Raw genomic sequence first — 17,969 nt, forward strand, 5'->3', positions numbered from 1 at the left:
AATAAACACGCCGATGCAATATGTCGGGGACAATACGCAGTTCTTAATGGATGCGCTTCAGGATGTGTTTGAAACGAACAATGCACTGCAAAAAGTACTTACACTGGCAAAAGAACACGGTCAATACCCAGAATTAATTGCGGAAGTGGAAAACCTGCTTGAAGAAGCAGATATCACTTACCTGGCAGAGGAAATTCCAGCTTCGCTGCATCAGACCCTCGAAGGGGTTAACCAGGTTTCGCGGTTGGTGAAGGCAATGAGGGAATTCTCGCAACCCGTCATCGCTGAGAAAACCATGGTAGATGTGAACAGTGCGCTCGAAAACACCCTGACCGTTACAGAAAATGAATGGGGGTTTGTTGCAGACCTTCGCAGGGATATGGCCTGCGAATTACCGCACATCCTCGGCTATCCGGCCGAACTCAACCAGGCCTTCTATCATCTCATTACCAATGCTGCGCACGCGGTAGCAGAAGCAATGGAGGAGGCGGGTGGTGAAAAAGGAGACATTACGATCAGTACCGCGACAGAAGACAACTGGTGTGTTGTTCGTATTGGCGACAATGGTACCGGCATTCCCGAAGCCATACGACCCAGGATTTTTGACCCGTTTTTTACAACAAAATCAGACGGCCTGGGTGTTGGGCAGGGGTTGTCTGTGGTGCATGCCGTTGTGGTTGAAAAACACGGCGGACGGATTTCGATCGACTCTATGGCTGGTGTTGGGACAACGGTGACGGTTCGCTTGCCATTGGTGCCAGAAAAGCAGTTGCTGCATACACTTCACTAAACTGGCCAGGTATGCCTGGCAGCCCGATCCAGAAAAGATGCTGCGCGTTCAGGTTCGCTTTGATGGACGTGCCATTCTGCCAGCGCAAGTAACCGCAAAAAGGTATAGAAGGGGATCAGACGATTTATTTTGCCCAACTCATCAGCCGGCGCTTCATAGTGTGGCAGGAGTTGTGTCAGCAATACGGGGTTGTTTGCCGCAATGACCCCCAGGTCCATCGCCGGGTCGCCACTCCGCGCTTCGCCCAGATCAATCAACCCCGCTATTCGGTTGTTGGCTATGAGAAAATGATCAGGCCTACCATCAAAGAGGATAAACGCATTACCGCGTGTTGCCAGCAGCGGTTGCAGGGTGTCAACTATGTGCCATGTTTCACTGATGCGGGCTGCTGAAATGTTTGCGGTTTTTTGCCACCAGGGCAGGGCATGATGCAGCCAGCCTTTCATCCATTGATCCCAAGAATCATTGCCGGCATATGGCGGCTTTCCGCCTATCTGATGGATGCGCCGCAACAGCGCGGCCGTTTCCCGCATAACCGCGGGGCCATGGGAGGTATGCAGTGCCGTTCCTTTAATCCAGGTGTGCAGCACAAAAGGCATGGGTTGATCGCCTGTTGCCTGAAGGTGCGCCACCGGCAAGCCGGCTGCTGCAAGCTTATTATTGTTCGCCACTTCCTGATGTATCATCTCGGGCGTAGCAGCAGCCTTTAATGCGTAGCACGCTGTAGCCGTTTGGACCTTCAAAACAAGGCGATCTGCCCGTTCAACAAGGACTTGGATTGAAGCCTGCTCGAAGTTCAGATGGCGCAGCAGCGTCTGCTTTGTGGTATGTGTTGTGAAGTCAAACATGCAGAAAATGGAGCCCTTTGGCCGTGTTTCAGAAACCAGCCGCTACGCTTGTAGTAATTCAATAGGTTGAAACTCGCCTCACCCGATGAAAGCCCATGCTTCTTTTTTCTCTGGCGCTCCTCCTGCTTCTGGCAATTACCACTCCTGTTCAAGCCCAGGAATCGGCTAATGAGGCATATAACGCATTGCAGGCGGGCGACTACGCAAATGCCATTGAACGATATAAAGAACGCCTGGCGATAGATGAAAACGTTGCCTCTATGGATGTGATCCATTATGCGGAAGCGTTTCAGATTACGGGTGCTTATGAAGCCGGCCTCGATGCTTTGGAGGCATTCCCGGATAACGCATACGTTTTACATGCCCGCGGGGCGCTCTATGAATTGATGGGTGCGTATCAGGAAGCGGAGGCTGCCTACCGGGCGGCCGCTGAGCAGAAACAAGACCTCTGGCGTAATCTCTACCTCGCCGCCGAACTGTTTACGCGGACGGGGCGGGAGTCGCAGGCAGAGGAGTTGTTCAACTACATTTACCGCAATTACAAAAACAACGCATTTCGCACGGCTGAAGAACTTGGTGTTGCTGCAAAAGCCGCAGCCCGGATGGGAGAATTTAGAGATGCAAACGATGCGTTTCGTACGGCACATCAGCTTGAACCGGGGCACATTCGCAACCTGTATTGGTGGGGCGAGCTCTTTCGGGAGAAGTACAATGACGCAGATGCCCAACGCACATTTGATGAAGCCATTGCCGCCAACCCTTCTTACGCACCGGTATATGTAGGCTATGCCCGCTCGGTCCGGTCTTTTGCCAAACAGGAAGAGTTTGCGCGCCTGGCATTAGAAAAGAACCCGAATAGCGCGCCAGCAAGAAACATCCTTGCCGGCCTGTCGATTCTCGATGGCCAGCTCGATCAGGCAGAAAATTTTGTTGATGAAGCCCTTGCCATCAACCCCAGTAGCATGGAAGCGCTGGCACATCTGGCTACAATACACCATTTGAGGGGTGCACAGCCGGCGTTTGATGAAGTAGAGGCCCGCGCCCTTGCGCTTAATCCGCGTGCAAGTGATTTCTATACGTTGCTTGCTGCAAATTGCGAACTCAAGTTTCGCTATCCTGATGCCGTTGCTTTCGGAGAGAAAGCCATCCGTACCAACCGTAGAGATCCCAATGCTTATGCCCAACTCGGCACGAGCCTGCTCCGCCTCGGGCGGTCACAAGAAGCGCGCAGGTATCTGGATTTTAGCTTTGAGCAAGATCCTTTCAATCTGTTTGTTGGCAATACGCTCACCCTGATTGATGAATACGACGACTTCGCTTTACTGGAAAGCAGCCACTTTCGCTTGCTAATCCACAACACGGAACGTGATGTCCTGGGGCCGGCCATCCTCGCTGAAGCTGAAGCTGCCTATGCCAGCCTTGTGCCGCGCTATCCCTACACTTTCCGGGAAAAGATTTTTATCGAAGCGTACAACGATGCAGATGATTTTGCCGTGCGTGTAGCCGGTGTACCACATCTAGGTTTGCTCGGTGTAAGTTTTGGTGATGTGGTAGCCATCAATACGCCTCGCGGACAGCAGCCGGGTTCTTACAATTGGGCCCGAACACTCTGGCATGAGCTGGTGCATACCTTCTCGATAGGGGTCTCCGAGTTCAAGTTACCGCGCTGGTTTGCAGAAGGACTCGCCGTTTATGAAGAGCACGTTGCACGTCCGGAATGGGGACGCGAGATGCAACTCGAATTTCTGATGGCGTTCAACGAAGACAAATTGCTGGCCCTCAACCAAATGGATCGCGGATTTACCCGCCCAACCTACCAGGGCCAGATCCTCATGAGTTATTATCATGCATCCCGTGTCATTGGGTTTATTGCTGATGAATACGGTTTCCCTGCCATTGTGCAAGTGTTACAGGGATTTGCAGCCGGCAAAAATGATGCAGCGAGCGTGCGCGATGCAACCGGCCAAAGCCTGGAAGCCATAGATACAGCTTTTCGTGCCCAGGTACAGGCTGAATACACTGCGTTGGCACCTGTGCTGCGCGGGATGCCCAATCCGTTTGAGGATGGAGAGCCCGGGGTATTGGATGGAGCCCTGGTAGGACGTAGTGATTTTTTGAGGGCGCTGCAAACAGGGTACGAAGCACTTGGTGCAGAACAATGGGACGCCGCCATCGCAGCGTTTGAAGAGGCCAGAATCCTATACCCGGCTTACACCGATCCTGGCAACCCGTACAGTGGCCTCATTGCGGCCTACCGTGCGAAAGAAGACAATGCCAAATTGACTGAAGTGCTGGAGCAGTTCCTGGCGATTTCTGAACATGGCGCAGATGAAGCAAAAGAACTGGGAATGTTGTTTTTAGCACAAGGAGAGCCGGATAAAGCAACGAATTATCTTGAGCGTAGTCTTCAAGTTGCACCTTATGATCGCGATGTGTATACCTCACTGGCTTCTCTTTATGCTGATGCCGGCGATTTGAACAAAGCAGTACGATCGCGGCAAGCAATCCTTGGATTAAATCCTGTTGATCGGGCTGCGGCGTATTATGAGTTTGCCCGTGCCTTGCAGCAGGCAACACGATCAGATGAGGCCAGGCGTGCGGTATTACAAAGCCTCGAACTGGCGCCGGCGTACAGAGATGCGCAGAAATTATTGTTAGAGATTGTAGACGGCGCACCCTAGCCGCATAATTGGCAATCATCGCGTAGTCATAAAATATCAATCCATTTTTAAACGCGCTTTTTGTCAACCTGCGATGCGCGCAGTGCAGGCATTTAATTGTTAGATATGTAAAATCTTGTACATATCGTAAACTTTGATTTTTTGAGTGGCGTAGGTAGGTTATTGTGATGTATAGAATTTGTCTCATATCAACGTTACTGTTGGTGTTAGTGCTGCCAGATAAGGCCACTGCGCAGACGGATCATGGCTTTCAATTTGTACGCATCCAATTTGGTGATGCGGTAGACAGTAGCGACGGAGAGGGATGGCGCCGGCGATGGGGAGCCCACTGGAGCCACGACTGGCCAGTAGCAGAACGCAATTTACATCTTGCCCTGGACCGTACCACAGACATTCATGTGGAAGGTGACCCGATTGTCTTGCGCCTGTCTGATGAAGAAATTTTTGAATACCCGATGCTTTACATCTGTGAGCCAGGGTACTGGATGATGGAAGAGGAGGAAGTAGAGAACCTGCGAGATTATTTAAATCGGGGCGGCTTTGTATTGTTTGACGATTTTGGCTCTGAGTCTGAGTGGATTCAGCTAGTAGAAGAAATGAAGCGGGCTTTCCCGGATCTGGAGCCGCGCGAACTGCCCAATAATCATCCGATTTGGAGCATTTTTTACGATATCGACCCGGTAGAAGCACCGGCCCTTGTTAAGGGACGCGGATACTTTACAAAATACGATGATGCCTACATCGGTTACTTTGATAAAAACGGCCGCCTGATGGCACTGGCCTGCTACAACCAGGATTTAGGCGACGGCTGGGAATGGCCAGATAGAAATTTTGAAGAGGCTTCAACCATTAGTTTTCAAATGGGTGTGAACTTCCTCATTTATGCACTCACGCATTAAAGTTTAAGGTTGAACGTTTAAAGTTGTGTATTGCAATGACCCTTTGGCTAAAACCTTCAACCTCGAGACACCTTAAACTTTCAACCTTTAACTCAAACCAGGCGACGTGAACGGAAACGATCTACATGGCAATGGTGCACCTGACGCATCTGAAAATGAAATCCTCCAGCAGCTGCAAGCCGGCAGGACACAGGTTATTGAGCAGCTCCGCAAACGTATTGTTGGGCAGGATGAAGTCATCGAAAAAGTACTCATTGCTTTATTCGCCGGAGGACATTGCCTCATTACTGGTGTACCCGGACTGGCTAAAACACTGTTGATCAAGTCATTGGGTGAGATCCTCGACCTCTCATATAAACGCATTCAGTTCACACCCGATCTGATGCCGGCGGATATCACAGGTATTGATGTAATCGAAGAAGATCGCTCAAAAGGCACGCGCCAAATCAAGTTTATCAAGGGCCCCATTTTCGCCAACATCATTCTGGCTGACGAAATCAACCGGACGCCGCCGAAAACCCAATCTGCCCTGCTCGAAGCAATGCAGGAATTTCAGGTGACAGCGGGGGGCGAGCAATTAAAGCTCGACCGGCCATTTTTTGTACTGGCAACCCAGAACCCGATTGAACTAGAAGGCACCTACCCTCTGCCCGAAGCACAGCTCGACCGGTTTATGTTTAACCTCGTGATCGACTACCTGTCTGCTGAAGACGAATTGGAGGTTGCGATGTCTACGACGTCTGATGAGCAAGCCCCTTTGCAGACAGTGCTTAAAGGTGAAGATGTGCTCGCTTTTCATAAGCTGGTCAAAAAAGTCTACGTGCCAAAGAATGTGGGTGAGTTTGCTGTTTCTATTGTGCGTAGTACGCGGCCGGCATCAGATGAGGCACCAGACTATGTGAAGAAGTGGGTGCGTTGGGGAGCCGGCTTACGCGCCATTCAGTACCTCTTGCTCGGCAGCAAAGTCAGGGCTGTCTTCAGGGGACGATACAACGTCGCAATCGAAGATATCAAAGCACTGGCGCCTGATGTGCTCAGACACCGGGTGCTGACAAACTTCTATGCTGAATCCGAGAACGTAACCATCGAACAGATCATCTCTCGTTTGTTAGAAGAAGCAAAAGAGCCTGTTTCTGGCTTGTCCTGATCGATACATGCTTTTTAAGGCACGCCTGAACTCCTAAATCCCGCGTCCACAATGGAAACGCAGCCGGCACTCAGATTTATTAAACCAGAGGTTCTCTCCAGAATCTCCAATATGCAGTTGCTGGCAAAAACTGTGGTGGAAGGTTTTTTGTCAGGCTTACACAAAAGCCCATACAAAGGAGCAAGCGTCGAATTCATGTCGTACCGCAGCTACATCCATGGTGATGATCCGCTACATGTCGATTGGAAGTTGTATGCCCGCACCGATCGGCTCTATGTAAAAGAGTACGAAGATGAAACCAACACGTCGATCAACCTGCTGGTAGACGTTAGCCCGTCGATGGGATTTGCCTCGAGCGACGTCACAAAATTAGACTATGCGTTTTATCTCGCAGCATCACTTGGGTATTTCATGTGGATGCAGCAGGAAGCTGTAGGTATGACGCTCTTTGATGACAAAATTGTGCAGCGTATTCCGGCACGCAAAGCTTCGGGCCATCTGCTGACGGTTTTGCAGCATATGGACCGTGCGAACCTGGGCGAACCCACAGCGATGGGAAAGCCGCTGCATCAACTCGCAGAATTGCAGAAAAAACGCGGATTTGTGGTGTTGATCTCTGATTTGCTCGACGATCCTGAAGAAATTATCGATGGGATAAAACACTTCAGGTTTGCCGGCAATGAAGTCATTGTCTTCCACCTGTTTGATTTACAGGAAGTCGAATTTGGCTATGGTGACATGGTTGAGTTTGAAGACCTGGAAACGGGGGAGAAAATGTTGCTTGATGCGGATACCGCCAAGGCAACCTATCTGCAAAATCTGGAAGCGTACCGGACGCGACTCTACGAGCAGTGTGCGGTCCTTGGTGCAGATTATCACCTGGTGACCACTGATCAACCGCTGGACTTTGCGTTGTTTCAGTTCCTGGCTGCCCGATCTAAGCGCAAGAAATAAACCGGTAACAAACATCCTTTAATTCATTTTACGACCACAAACGACAGGCTTTAATTGTCTTTCTTAAGCCCCATATTTCTGTTTGCCCTTGCTACTGCGCTGCTTCCAGTGCTGTATCACCTGGTGCGTCGCGTCCAGGCCAAGAAGGTGCAATTCAGTTCCTTGATGTTTTTGAAGATGACACCCAAAGAAGTGGTACGGCAGCGCCGCATTCAGCACTGGTTGCTGATGGCCCTGCGGTGTTGCTTGCTGGGTCTGTTGGCGCTGGCTTTTGCTCGCCCGTTTGTGCCGGCTGAAAACATCCCGTTTGTTTCGCAGCGTGAAAATCGCTCGGTAGTTTTGCTGGTTGATAACTCTTACAGCATGCAATACGACAACCGCTTTGAGGAAGCGCGGCGTGCAGTGCGTGGCAAGCTTGCAGAAGCTGCCGGCGAAGATGAGTTTTCCATTATCCAGTTTGCCGCCCAAACGCAGCAACTCACCCCATTGTCTTCTGATATCGTATTGCACGAGAATGTGGTTGATAATGTGCTTGCGACGGGATATCAGACAACTGACTTCTATCAACCCCTGCGATTGGCAGAAGAAGTGCTTTCAGAGGCGCGTCATCAGATGCGGCACATTGTCCTGATCTCCGATTTACAACTGGGCGGATGGAAAGGTGCGTTCGAAAACTGGAAGCTGGATCCCGATATTTCTTTTGAGGTGGTAGACCTGCGAGCGCAAGCTCCCTCTAACCTTTACGTTGAAGATTTTAATATCTCCGAAAAGCGGTCTGCCGCCGGCCTGATCCACCGGTTTGATACACGCCTTGGGTCAACCGGTGACGCCGCGTCATCACCGGCAACGGTTGAACTTGCCATTGACGGAGCGGAAGTGGATGCCTCTGAATTGCCGGCCGCTGCCTCTCGCCGTTCCTCTTTTCAATACAGCGCCCCGCGTGAAGGCGTCTTCCAGGGACAGGTGAGTCTGCCCGGTGATGCGCTCCCTGCAGATGATAGCCGCTATTTTACATTTAATGTAGAAGGCCGGCCCTCACTTCTCGGTCTCGGCAGTAACCGCAGGAATGCCGGCCACGCGGTTTATTACCTGGACCGCGCCTTCAATCAGGGCGATCAAGCAATCTACAATTTTAACACCCAGGCATCGGGCAACGTGACCCGCGCCCAACTGCGAGATATCAGTGCCGTTTTCATTTCTTCGGGTAACCCGCTCGAACGCGAAATTAACACCTTGAAGGCCTATGTTGAAGGAGGGGGGAGTCTCATCGTTTCGTTTGGTGAGCAGGCTACCGTGGCCGCGTTTTCCCGTTTGCTGCAAGCCCTTGAGTTAGGCTCAGTATAATCTATTGTGCGAGCGGCTTCTGTACAAGGATATGATGCCATTATCGGAGAGGTTGACATGCGCCACCCCATTTTCTCGGTGTTTGCTACGTCGGGATCAGGATCTATTTTTCGGCCACGATTCCGCCGCTATGCCCGCGTTGTCCCTGATTCATCAGCAAGCGTACTGGGGCGTTTCGATTCCGAAGACCCTTTCCTCATCGAAAAAACGTTGGGGCAGGGCAAGGTGCTGGTGTATACATCCAGCCTGAGTCCGGAATGGACCGATTTCCCTATTGGCGAGATGTACGTGCCCTTTTTGTATCAGTTGGCGCGTTATGCCTTGCAGACCTCCGTGGATCAGCAATTGTTCACCATAGGTGAGCCGGTACGATTGGAAGGGCGGCAAGGGTCTACGTGGGATGTCAGGAATCCTGCCGGCGACATTTTTAAAGTGACCATGGATGATTTGGGTCAGGGGTATTTTGAGGCCACAGACGTGCCCGGCCATTACGCGGCTGCACAGGGGACTACGCAACGGTTTTTTTCTGTGAATGTGGATGTCGCTGAATCGGTACTTGACGGCCGCGATCCCGAAGAAGCCCATGGTGCTGTTGTACCGCCTCCTGGCAACGTGCCTGTGTCAGCAGAATTGGCGCGGACCATCGAACTGGATGATGCGGAGCGGCAACAAAAATTCTGGCGATACGTCATTTTATTAATGGTGCTCCTCTATGTGTTGGAAACAGTCATCGCCAACCGAAAGCAGAAAAAGTAGCGGGTGAACGAAGCTTAACATAAACAGCAGAAGAACATGCCTGTATCAACGTATCAAGTTCGCGCCCTCGTAGAGAACGTCCGCAAACGCTGGCGTAAACGCGCTGCATTGCAGGGCCTTTCGCTCGCATTGCTGACGGCCCTTTTCTTCACGGCCCTGTTGCTGCTGATTTATTTTCAGACGGAAGTCAACGTAACCTATCTGTACATGGGCCTCGGTGTTGCCGTGCTTGCGGTATTGTACGTAGCAATTCGGTTTGCAGCCTTACCGTTGTTCAAGAAACTGGATGATCAGCAAATTGCCTTGTATATCGAAGAGCGGATTCCAGGCTTGCAAGACCGACTCAACAGCGCCGTGGAAGTGGGCAGCACCCGACAGCTTGAAGATTCTATCCTTGGCAATCTCATTGACGATGCCAGCCGGCAAATCAAAGCTATCCCGCTCACAACCGTTGTTGATCAGAAAAGACAGCGCATTTTATCCTACATCGCCGCCGGTTGCCTGACGCTGTTTGCCGTTTTTGCCTACAACAAGGCAGAAGATATAGTCGCTGTATTCTCCGGTGCCCGCGTATCAATGGCAGCAGCACCTGAAAAACCATACATGGCAATTACGCCAGGATCGGTAGAGATTGAAAAAGGCGAGTCGCAAGAAATTATTTCTACCTTGCGCGATGCGAGTGAGGAAGAAGTTATGCTGCACTTCAAAATAGGTGCAGGAGAATGGCAGAAGACGTCAATGCAGAAGGGGGTCGGACAGCCGGTGTATCTTTATCAACTGGTCAATGTCCAGGAGCCGATCCAATACTTTATCGCGCACAATGAAGTGCAAAGCGAAACGTTTGATATTACGCTATACGAATTTCCGGCCGTTGGACAAATTGATTTGCGATACAGTTACCCTGCTTATACAGGAATTCCTGCGCGCACCGAGGAAAATACAGGTGACATTCGCGGATTAAAAGACGCTACCGTTGCCCTGTCAATTGCAACAACAGGCGCCGTTGAAACAGCCGAAATGGTTTTCGAGAGCGGTCGACGCATTACCCTAAACGAAACGGGAAGCGGCGAATACCGCACTGAACTGAAGCTCACGGCAGATGATTATTATCATATTGAGCTAAAAGACACGGCTGGCAAGTCTAACAAATTTCCTGTTGAGTATCAGGTCATTGTTGTTGAGGATCAAAAACCGGTGGTTACCCTTACCGAGCCTCAGCAGGATGTTCGCGTAAATGCCATTGAAGAGGTGCTAATCGCAGCTACGGCAACAGATGACTATGGTATAAAAACGCTGCGCCTGCATTTGTCTGTCAATGGGGAAGACGAACAGATACATCCGCTTGTTGCCACCGGGAAAAGAGGCGTGCAGGAAGCAGAAGGTGATTATGTAGTCTTTCTCGAAGACTTTACGCTAGAGCCTGGCGATATCCTTTCCTACTATGTAGAAACAGAAGACTTTTACGAACCCCACGGGCCGGAAGCTACCGATATGTACTTTATCGAAGTGATTCCGTTTGACCAGCGCTTTACGCAGGAAAACAACATGGCCGGCGGTGGTGGGGGTGGCATGCAGAGCCGAACGGTTGTTAGCCAGCAAGAAATTATTGCAGCAACCTGGCGTTTGTTGCGGCAGCAAGATGAAGAAACTGAGGCATCGTTCAAAGAAGGCGCTGAAGGGCTGGCGCGCGCGCAATCAAACTTGATGAACGACATCGAAGAGCGATTGAGTGCAACCACGTTCACCGTTGAGTTGCGCTCCAATCCGGAAGTGCAAAAAGTAGCTGAGCTCCTGCGTCAGGCTGTAGAAGCCATGAAGGAAGCGGTAGACGCGTTAGAAGATGTTGCGCTCGATGATGCCCTGAAGCCGGAACGCCGGGCACTCAATTTCTTGCTTAAAGCAGATGCGCTTAACAGGGATCGCAATGTTACCCGTAATGAAGGCGGCCAGCAAGGTGGCGGCGGCGGCGGTATGGAAGACCGTATGACCGAGTTGATGGATCTCGAACTTGATATTTCAAGAGACAAATATGAAATCCAGCAGCAGCGCGGTTCTGAAGCTGCACAAGAGCAGCAACGGAAAGATGAAGCCCTTGAACGCGTAAAAGAATTGGCGCGCAGGCAACAACGTATCGCCAACCAAAACCGCCCCGAGCAAATGCAAGGGGAAGACAAGAAGCGATACATCGAGCGCTTAAAGCGCGATCAGGATGAACTGCGGCAGCAGACCGAAAGCCTTGCGCAGTCCATGCAGAACCAGCAACAGGGACAATCGCAGCAGGATGGCCAGGTCCAGGAATCGCTCGAGCGGGCAATGGAGCACATGCGGGATGCAGAGCGTGCCTTGCGTAACAACGATGAACAGCGCGCTGCTGCAAGCCAGCAACAGGCATTAAATGAATTGGACAAACTGCAACAGGACCTTCGCGCCGGCGGGGCTGAAACTACGCGTGAAATGCTGCAGGATCTCGGGCGCGAATTTGACGACTTCCAGGAGCAAGAAGATCAGCTTGCTGAAGACATAAGCAATGTGCTCAAAAAGGCGATGGAGAATGACGGCCGCGTGGCCGGCAGCAGTCTTGATCGGCTCGAAGAAAACAGGGAAAACCTGCGGGCACGGTTTAACCAGTTCAAAAATCAGGCAGAAGCCGTTGAGAAAAGCACCCGTTCGGAAGAGCCCGATGTAGCCTCTTCTATCAGAAACATGCTACAGCAAATGCGGCGGGATGAGTTGGAGCAAAAACTTGAAGACTCCGAAAAAGCCCTCTCCAATCGCTGGCTAGATTACGCTGAGCGCCTTGAAGATGAAATACAAACCGGGCTTGAGCGGATGGAAACGGAAATGCGCGCGATTGAAGGGGCATTACCCCAAACTGATGAAGAGCAACTGCGCCGTGCCCTTTCTGATTTGCAGGACCTGCGCAACCGCGTTGAGCAAATGGAAGCGCAGGCTACCGGCCAGCCCGGACAGGCACAGGGACAATCTGAAGGGCAAACACCCGGACAGTCGCCTAACAACCAGCAAGCCAATGACCGCCAGCAGCGGGAAACGGCTGCACGCATGCAGCGGCAACTCGAACAGGCCCGCGAAGCCATGGATCGACTGGAAGGCCAACTGGAAGGTAATCAGGGCTTTCAACGCGGTCTGCGGCAGGCCGAAAATGCCATGCGCCGGCTAACTGATGCCAGCAATACAGGTGTGCTACTCGATGAAGAAGCCGCTGAAAGCTACTTTAATGACCGTGTGTACAAGCCTTTTTCTGATCTTGAAGCGGCCCTCGCAAAAGCGCTCGACAAAATCGAAATGGAAAAGAAACTGTATGGTGCACGTCGGGCACAGGTCCCGGATGAATACCAGGAAGCGGTTGACAAATATTATGAGTCGCTCTCCAAGTCAAACAACTAGACTTGATTCCCTCACCCCCACGCATGTAACCCCGCGTATAGTATTATGCCACAATCCTGGTTTGAACGGTTGTTCAAATTTAACCAGCTGAATTTTTCAGAAGGAGAACTCGGTTTTCTTCAGGGAAATCAGCAGGTATTGTTGTGGGTGCTGGTTGCGCTGGGGATCGCTGCATTGTTTGCCGTTGTGTATTTTACAACGAATGCTTTTGCGTCAACCAGGACCCGCGCGCTTTCCCTCAGTCTGCGCATCACAGCGCTCAGCCTTTTAATGTTGCCGCTGCTCGAGCCTGTGCTGATCATGCCGGATGTCATCCCCGACGACAACTTTGTGGCCGTGGTCGTAGACGCTTCCGAAAGCATGCGTATCAAGGATGAAGCTGCCGGCGTTGAGCGCCTCGACCGGGCAAATGCACTGCTATTTGACGAATCGGATGGCATCATACAAGGGCTAGACGAAGTATTTAATGTCAGGTATTATACCTTCGGGGGACGAACGCAACGCGTTGATAGCGTCCAGCACGTAGGAGCGGATGAGGAGGCCACCAATATTTCCCAGGCGTTGGAACGCGTTATATCAGATTTTAATGGCATCCCATTGTCGGGCGTTGTTTTGATGACTGACGGCGGCGACAACAGCACCGAGGTGCCGCTGAACCAGGCTGAGCAGTTGCGTGCGATGAATGTGCCACTGCATATTGTTGGCCTGGGACAAGAAGCGTTTGCCCAGGAACGCGAAATACTTGAGGCTTCAGCTAGCCGAAGTGTGGAAGAAACGACTGGTGCTGAAATTGAAGTCAAGGTCCGCAGTTGGGATGAGACGCCGGCGCCTGTCACCTTCGGACTATACCTCGGGGAAGACCGCGTATTCTCGGCTACAAAAACGATCAAGGGTGGCGGCAAAATTGATCAGTTTGCCTTTTTCTTCGAACCTGAATCCCAGCGCGCTGACGAATACGTCCTCAAAATTGATGAAGCCCCGGACGAGTTAAACATTGAAAACAACGCGGTAAGCCTGCTCATCGACACCCAGAAAGATACGCTTGGGGTGTTGTTGCTGGAGGGAAGTCTGCGCCCTGAGTTCAAGTTTCTGAAGCGTGCACTCGAAGACGATCAGGTTATAGATGTTGCCTCCGTTTCGCGTACTGGCCCTGCACAATTTTACCGACAGGTATCCCGCAATCCTGAAACACTGGCGGGAGGCTTTCCGTCTTCTGTTGAAGCACTCTATGGCTACAAAGCTGTAATTCTTGGTGACATCGAAGCGTCTGCTTTTTCGCTAGATCAGCTAGAGATGCTGGAAGCCTTTGTCCGCAAGCGGGGTGGTGGTTTTATGATGCTGGGCGGACTCAATTCTTTTGCTGAAGGAGATTATTTCAATACGGCTGTTGCCGATATGTTGCCGCTGGCCATCGATCCGGGCCGGCGTACAGTGGTACCGCCCGAGTTTAGCATTCCGGAAGCATCGCCGGCTGAGCAGGGGTTCAAGTTTATGCCGACAGCTGTTGGGCTTGAGAGTCCAATCCTGAAGCTATCTTCAGAAACTGACGCCAATTTCAGCCTGTGGAATGAAATGCCCGGCCTTACGAGCCTCAACTTCCTGGGGCGCGTCAAACCGGGCGCAGTTATTCTGGCTGAAAAAGCGCAAGATGATTTTGGGGCATCTGAGCCTCTACTGGCTGTACAACGCTATGGCAAGGGGCGCAGTGCAGCGCTTTCTACAGCAAGCACCTGGCGTTGGCAAATGCACCTCTCTCATGAAGACCGCCGGCACGAGCGGTTCTGGCGCCAAATGATCCGTTGGCTTGTTGCCTCGGCACCAGACCCGGTTTCGGTAGATATTGGGAATGCCCGAATTGCACCGGGAGATGAAGTCCCCATTGCGGTTGATGTGTACGATGGGTTGTATAACCCAGTTAGTGGTGCGGTAGTACGCGCCTACATAACCGATCCGTTTGGTGGCTTTCAAGAAATTGAGTTACAGGAAGATCTGTCTGAAGAAGGCGCTTATATCGCAACGTTTGTCCCTGAAGAACTGGGGGTATACCGGCTTGATGTTGAGGCAGAAAACGGGGCGGGCAGTATGTTCAGTAAACCTACCAGTTTTCTCACACAACCGTCAGGGCGTGAATACCGGGATGCGACGTTAAAGTCTGCATTCCTGGGCCGGCTTGCCAGTGCAAGCGGTGGCACGTATTATTCGTCTTCGGATGTCTCGGCCATCCCCGCCAACCTGCGCAATCGCCGTACGAGCACATCTATTTACAGATCAGAGTATCTGTGGGATATGCCTGTGTTGTGGCTTGTGGTGTTGGGTTTGCTTTCTGCAGAATGGGTTTACCGCCGGCGCAAAGGCCTCCCTTAATGTTGCTCAGCAGCACGTTATCGCATGAAATTTGAAACGCTACATATTTTTCTGCGCAGCCGGCTAGTGGTCTGCCTGGGATGCTTGTTCATTCTCCTGGCGGGTGGCAATACGCTTTACGCGCAGGACGGCGTGAACCGCCATGCGCTGTTGATTGGTGGGCTGGGGGGGAGTCCTGAACACACAGAGCGATTTAAGGGATATTTGTTTGATACACGCAAAGCGCTTGTCGAATCGATGGCAATACCGGCAGAAAATGTGACCTTGCTCGGCGAAGCCAGCATCTCTGGTGAGTCTTTTATTGATGACACCGCCACAGCTGAAAACATTCGGGCGCAGTTCAGTGCCTTGCAGTCGCATGTCGGTGAGGCTGATATGGTGCTAGTTGTATTGTTTGGGCATGGCAGTTTCAGCAATGGCGAGGCGCGTCTTAATATTCCACGCCGCGACCTCAGCCAGCACGACTTTGCTGAACTGGTTGATGGGCTCGATGCCAGCCGCATCGTTTTTATCAACACAAGCAGTGCAAGCGCACCTTTTGTGGAGGCGCTAAGTGCGGACAATCGTATGGTGATTACGGCTACCCGCACCGGGTCACAGAAAAATGAAACGTCGTTTCCACGCTTTTTGGTAGAAAGCCTGACCAGTCCGGCAACAGACCGCGACAAAGATGGGCGCATATCGGTTGCAGAGGTTTTTCAGTTTGCTGCAGAGCGGACGGATCAGATGTTTGCTGATAACAGCAATCTGGCCACAGAGAATGCACTGCTGGATGACAATGGTGACCAAGAGGGGAGCCGGCTTGGCGAATTGGAGAACGGCACGGACGGCCATCTGGCCAGTATTACGTATCTGTCTGGCGATGGTGGAGCAGCAGGGGCGGTAGCTGGTCGTGTGGGTGGCTCAGCGTGGCAACAGGAGAAAAACCAGGTTGAACTGGCCATCGCCAACTTGAAAAGCCAGAAAGCATCAATGGATACCGACGCATACTACGCGGAACTTGAGACCCTCTTTGTGCAACTCGCCCGGGGCAATGCCGCAGCAGAACAGACGCCTTAACCCTGCCACTGGTGCATGCTTCTTTGCTGTTTTATGAGAAGCAATCTTTCACAGACAACTCAAGATTGAGCTTGCCGGCCTTTTTCTTCATCCCTGTTTTTAACGCATCAAACATATTCCCGGCAAAGCTCATCTCGATCAGGGTTGCACCGCGAAAGTACAGTTTTTTGCTATAGCCTTCATAGCTCATCGTATAGCGTATCGTCGACGTCCCTTTGCCATCCGGATAGTAACCATCAAGGGCATAAAGTGCTGTGCTCATGGATAGGTCTACCTTGAGGTTTACACGGTCTATGTTAACCACCTTCGCAGGTTGCGTAAAGACCAGGATAAATGGGTACTTTTTGATTTTTAGTGGGACTTTATGCCGGCCTACTTTTTTGCCCAATTTTTTGCTGATCTTGCAGTGCTCAAGAACGTCTAGCAATTTCGCATTCAACAACGCGTGCTCTCTGCCCCAGAATGTCATCCCCATGATGGACCTCCGGCAATTTTCTGAATGTGCTATTCTTTTTAAATAACAATTAGAAAGCTTGGAAAGAATCCCTTGTTTACGTCATTTTCTGGAGGGATTTGCTATTCTAGCTACTAGAATCTGCGCTGCAGCCACTGGTTAGTGGGACAGGGCGTACATAATGAAATTGATGGCCATCTGGAAACTGACCGTTGACGCTTCTCCCATGTTACGGCCCGGCCATTCCCATCCATCGCCAATATCCTGGTTGTATCAAACAATGATGGCAAGCCGGCCGTCGGGGGTGAACATGCCATAGGAGGTATCATCATCGGCGTCGAGCCACGGTACTTCTCCGGAGATCGCTTTAGTGGATAGCGCAGCCTCGGGGTCTATATCGTAGAAAATCGACCAGACAGGATGTGAGGCGTCCAGTTCAACCAGGTCCCAATCAGGAAAAGCCTGGGAGATGTTCATGTAGAAATTTTCCCACTCAGCACCAACCTGGTTGTCGCCATAGTCGTGGAAGTCATCAATCATCAAAAAACCACCGCGGTAGATATACTCGCGCAGGTTTTCGATTTCTTCATCATTGATAAGCCAATAGCCGGGTTCGCACAGGTAGAGGATAGGGTACTCAAAAATTTCGGCGTCTTTCAGCGTGAGTACAATGGGTTCACCTGCCAGCGGGATTTTGGTTGTTCGCTCCAGGGCAAGGTGCAGGTTTTGTTCAGCCGTTGGCCAGTCATATGCCCACGGGCCCCAGCGATTGTAGCTAAAGTTTGTATTCGAATCATAGCGGATCCGTACAAACCTGAAGCTTTCCCCATTAACTGGTGGTGGTGCCTGGGCGTACGTATCCAAGCTGCAAAGAAAGAGCAGTCCTACAAGGAATGCCCCTGGTGAGAAAAATAGCCTGCGATACCGGTTCATTGGGGTATGCCACCTTAAGATAATACCTGATGGTGGTAACGACACGAACCCGCATCGGTTCAGCTTGATCGATACAAATTAGAACCGGTTTTCGCTGCCAGCAACTTCCTGGTGCGTGCTTTCCTCGCGATGCGAAACAGCTTCTTCACGGCCAGTTGCAGATTCTGTAGCAAGCGTGGATTCTCCAAGCGCGGCTTTTACGGCTTCTCGCGCATTAATAAGCCGGCCAATGCGTGGCGAGTCGTCCAGGGTTTCCCCTGTTTCATGGAGGATGGCATACGCCTCTTTAGCACTCAAGTCAGGTTTGCTTGGCATCATGCGGGCCATGAATCCTG

Annotated in this window: 14 protein-coding genes; 10 read left to right on the forward strand and 4 right to left on the reverse strand. The window is 51.4% G+C overall.

Annotated elements, in window-relative coordinates; all coding sequences use genetic code 11:
• Positions 1–790, forward strand: a 790-nt coding sequence (locus tag AAF564_18965; protein MEM8487640.1) for an ATP-binding protein, incomplete at its 5' end; no start/stop codon positions are given.
• Here AAF564_18965 and AAF564_18970 read toward each other — a convergent pair.
• Positions 787–1,638 carry an aminoglycoside phosphotransferase family protein gene (locus AAF564_18970; GenBank protein ID MEM8487641.1) on the reverse strand — a complete coding sequence of 284 codons (852 nt, stop codon included), beginning with the start codon at positions 1,636–1,638 and terminating at the stop codon, positions 787–789. The genes AAF564_18965 and AAF564_18970 overlap by 4 nt on opposite strands.
• Positions 1,639–1,733: 95 nt before the next feature.
• Here AAF564_18970 and AAF564_18975 point away from each other — a divergent pair, with 95 nt between their 5' ends.
• The 9 genes from AAF564_18975 (at position 1,734) to AAF564_19015 (ending at position 16,247) form a co-directional block, all read left to right on the forward strand.
• Entirely contained in the window at positions 1,734–4,319 is a 2,586-nt protein-coding gene (locus AAF564_18975) for a hypothetical protein (protein ID MEM8487642.1), read from the forward strand.
• Between the two features lie 167 nt (positions 4,320–4,486).
• Positions 4,487–5,218 carry a DUF4159 domain-containing protein gene (locus tag AAF564_18980; GenBank protein MEM8487643.1) on the forward strand — a complete coding sequence of 244 codons (732 nt, stop codon included), beginning with the start codon at positions 4,487–4,489 and terminating at the stop codon, positions 5,216–5,218.
• Positions 5,219–5,324: 106 nt separating this feature from the next.
• Positions 5,325–6,365 carry a MoxR family ATPase gene (locus AAF564_18985; protein ID MEM8487644.1) on the forward strand — a complete coding sequence of 347 codons (1,041 nt, stop codon included), beginning with the start codon at positions 5,325–5,327 and terminating at the stop codon, positions 6,363–6,365.
• Between the two features lie 51 nt (positions 6,366–6,416).
• Positions 6,417–7,319, forward strand: a complete 903-nt coding sequence (locus AAF564_18990) for a DUF58 domain-containing protein (protein MEM8487645.1) — start codon at positions 6,417–6,419, stop codon at positions 7,317–7,319.
• A 54-nt stretch (positions 7,320–7,373) separates the two neighbouring features.
• Entirely contained in the window at positions 7,374–8,663 is a 1,290-nt protein-coding gene (locus AAF564_18995; protein ID MEM8487646.1) for a BatA and WFA domain-containing protein, read from the forward strand.
• 57 nt (positions 8,664–8,720) lie between these two features.
• Complete coding sequence (locus AAF564_19000; protein ID MEM8487647.1) at positions 8,721–9,419, forward strand: hypothetical protein; 699 nt, start codon at positions 8,721–8,723, stop codon at positions 9,417–9,419.
• A 36-nt stretch (positions 9,420–9,455) separates the two neighbouring features.
• Complete coding sequence (locus AAF564_19005; protein ID MEM8487648.1) at positions 9,456–12,824, forward strand: DUF4175 family protein; 3,369 nt, start codon at positions 9,456–9,458, stop codon at positions 12,822–12,824.
• Between the two features lie 45 nt (positions 12,825–12,869).
• On the forward strand, positions 12,870–15,188 hold the full coding sequence (locus AAF564_19010) for a glutamine amidotransferase (protein ID MEM8487649.1): 2,319 nt from the start codon (positions 12,870–12,872) through the stop codon (positions 15,186–15,188).
• 24 nt (positions 15,189–15,212) lie between these two features.
• The gene (locus AAF564_19015; GenBank protein MEM8487650.1) at positions 15,213–16,247 is read left to right on the forward strand and encodes a hypothetical protein; all 1,035 of its coding nucleotides are present in this window, start codon (positions 15,213–15,215) and stop codon (positions 16,245–16,247) included.
• 31 nt (positions 16,248–16,278) lie between these two features.
• On the opposite strand, the gene AAF564_19020 is transcribed toward AAF564_19015, so the two are convergent.
• From AAF564_19020 to AAF564_19030, 3 genes are all read right to left on the reverse strand, one after another.
• Positions 16,279–16,722 carry a hypothetical protein gene (locus AAF564_19020; GenBank protein ID MEM8487651.1) on the reverse strand — a complete coding sequence of 148 codons (444 nt, stop codon included), beginning with the start codon at positions 16,720–16,722 and terminating at the stop codon, positions 16,279–16,281.
• Positions 16,723–16,974: 252 nt separating this feature from the next.
• Positions 16,975–17,565: a DUF4159 domain-containing protein gene (locus AAF564_19025; GenBank protein MEM8487652.1), complete on the reverse strand. Its 591-nt coding sequence runs from the start codon at positions 17,563–17,565 to the stop codon at positions 16,975–16,977.
• 147 nt (positions 17,566–17,712) lie between these two features.
• A partial coding sequence (locus AAF564_19030) for a hypothetical protein (protein ID MEM8487653.1) occupies positions 17,713–17,969 on the reverse strand: 257 nt, incomplete at its 5' end.

It is taken from the genome of Bacteroidota bacterium, from assembly GCA_039111535.1.
GTDB lineage: Bacteria > Bacteroidota > Rhodothermia > Rhodothermales > JAHQVL01 > JBCCIM01.

Coding starts and splice junctions, on each gene's coding strand:
- AAF564_18970 (MEM8487641.1), bottom strand. CDS start 1,638: ATGTTTGACTTCACAACACATACCACAAAGCAGACGCTGCTGCGCCAT.
- AAF564_18975 (MEM8487642.1), top strand. CDS start 1,734: ATGCTTCTTTTTTCTCTGGCGCTCCTCCTGCTTCTGGCAATTACCACT.
- AAF564_18980 (MEM8487643.1), top strand. CDS start 4,487: ATGTATAGAATTTGTCTCATATCAACGTTACTGTTGGTGTTAGTGCTG.
- AAF564_18990 (MEM8487645.1), top strand. CDS start 6,417: ATGGAAACGCAGCCGGCACTCAGATTTATTAAACCAGAGGTTCTCTCC.
- AAF564_19000 (MEM8487647.1), top strand. CDS start 8,721: ATGCGCCACCCCATTTTCTCGGTGTTTGCTACGTCGGGATCAGGATCT.
- AAF564_19005 (MEM8487648.1), top strand. CDS start 9,456: ATGCCTGTATCAACGTATCAAGTTCGCGCCCTCGTAGAGAACGTCCGC.
- AAF564_19010 (MEM8487649.1), top strand. CDS start 12,870: ATGCCACAATCCTGGTTTGAACGGTTGTTCAAATTTAACCAGCTGAAT.
- AAF564_19015 (MEM8487650.1), top strand. CDS start 15,213: ATGAAATTTGAAACGCTACATATTTTTCTGCGCAGCCGGCTAGTGGTC.
- AAF564_19020 (MEM8487651.1), bottom strand. CDS start 16,722: ATGGGGATGACATTCTGGGGCAGAGAGCACGCGTTGTTGAATGCGAAA.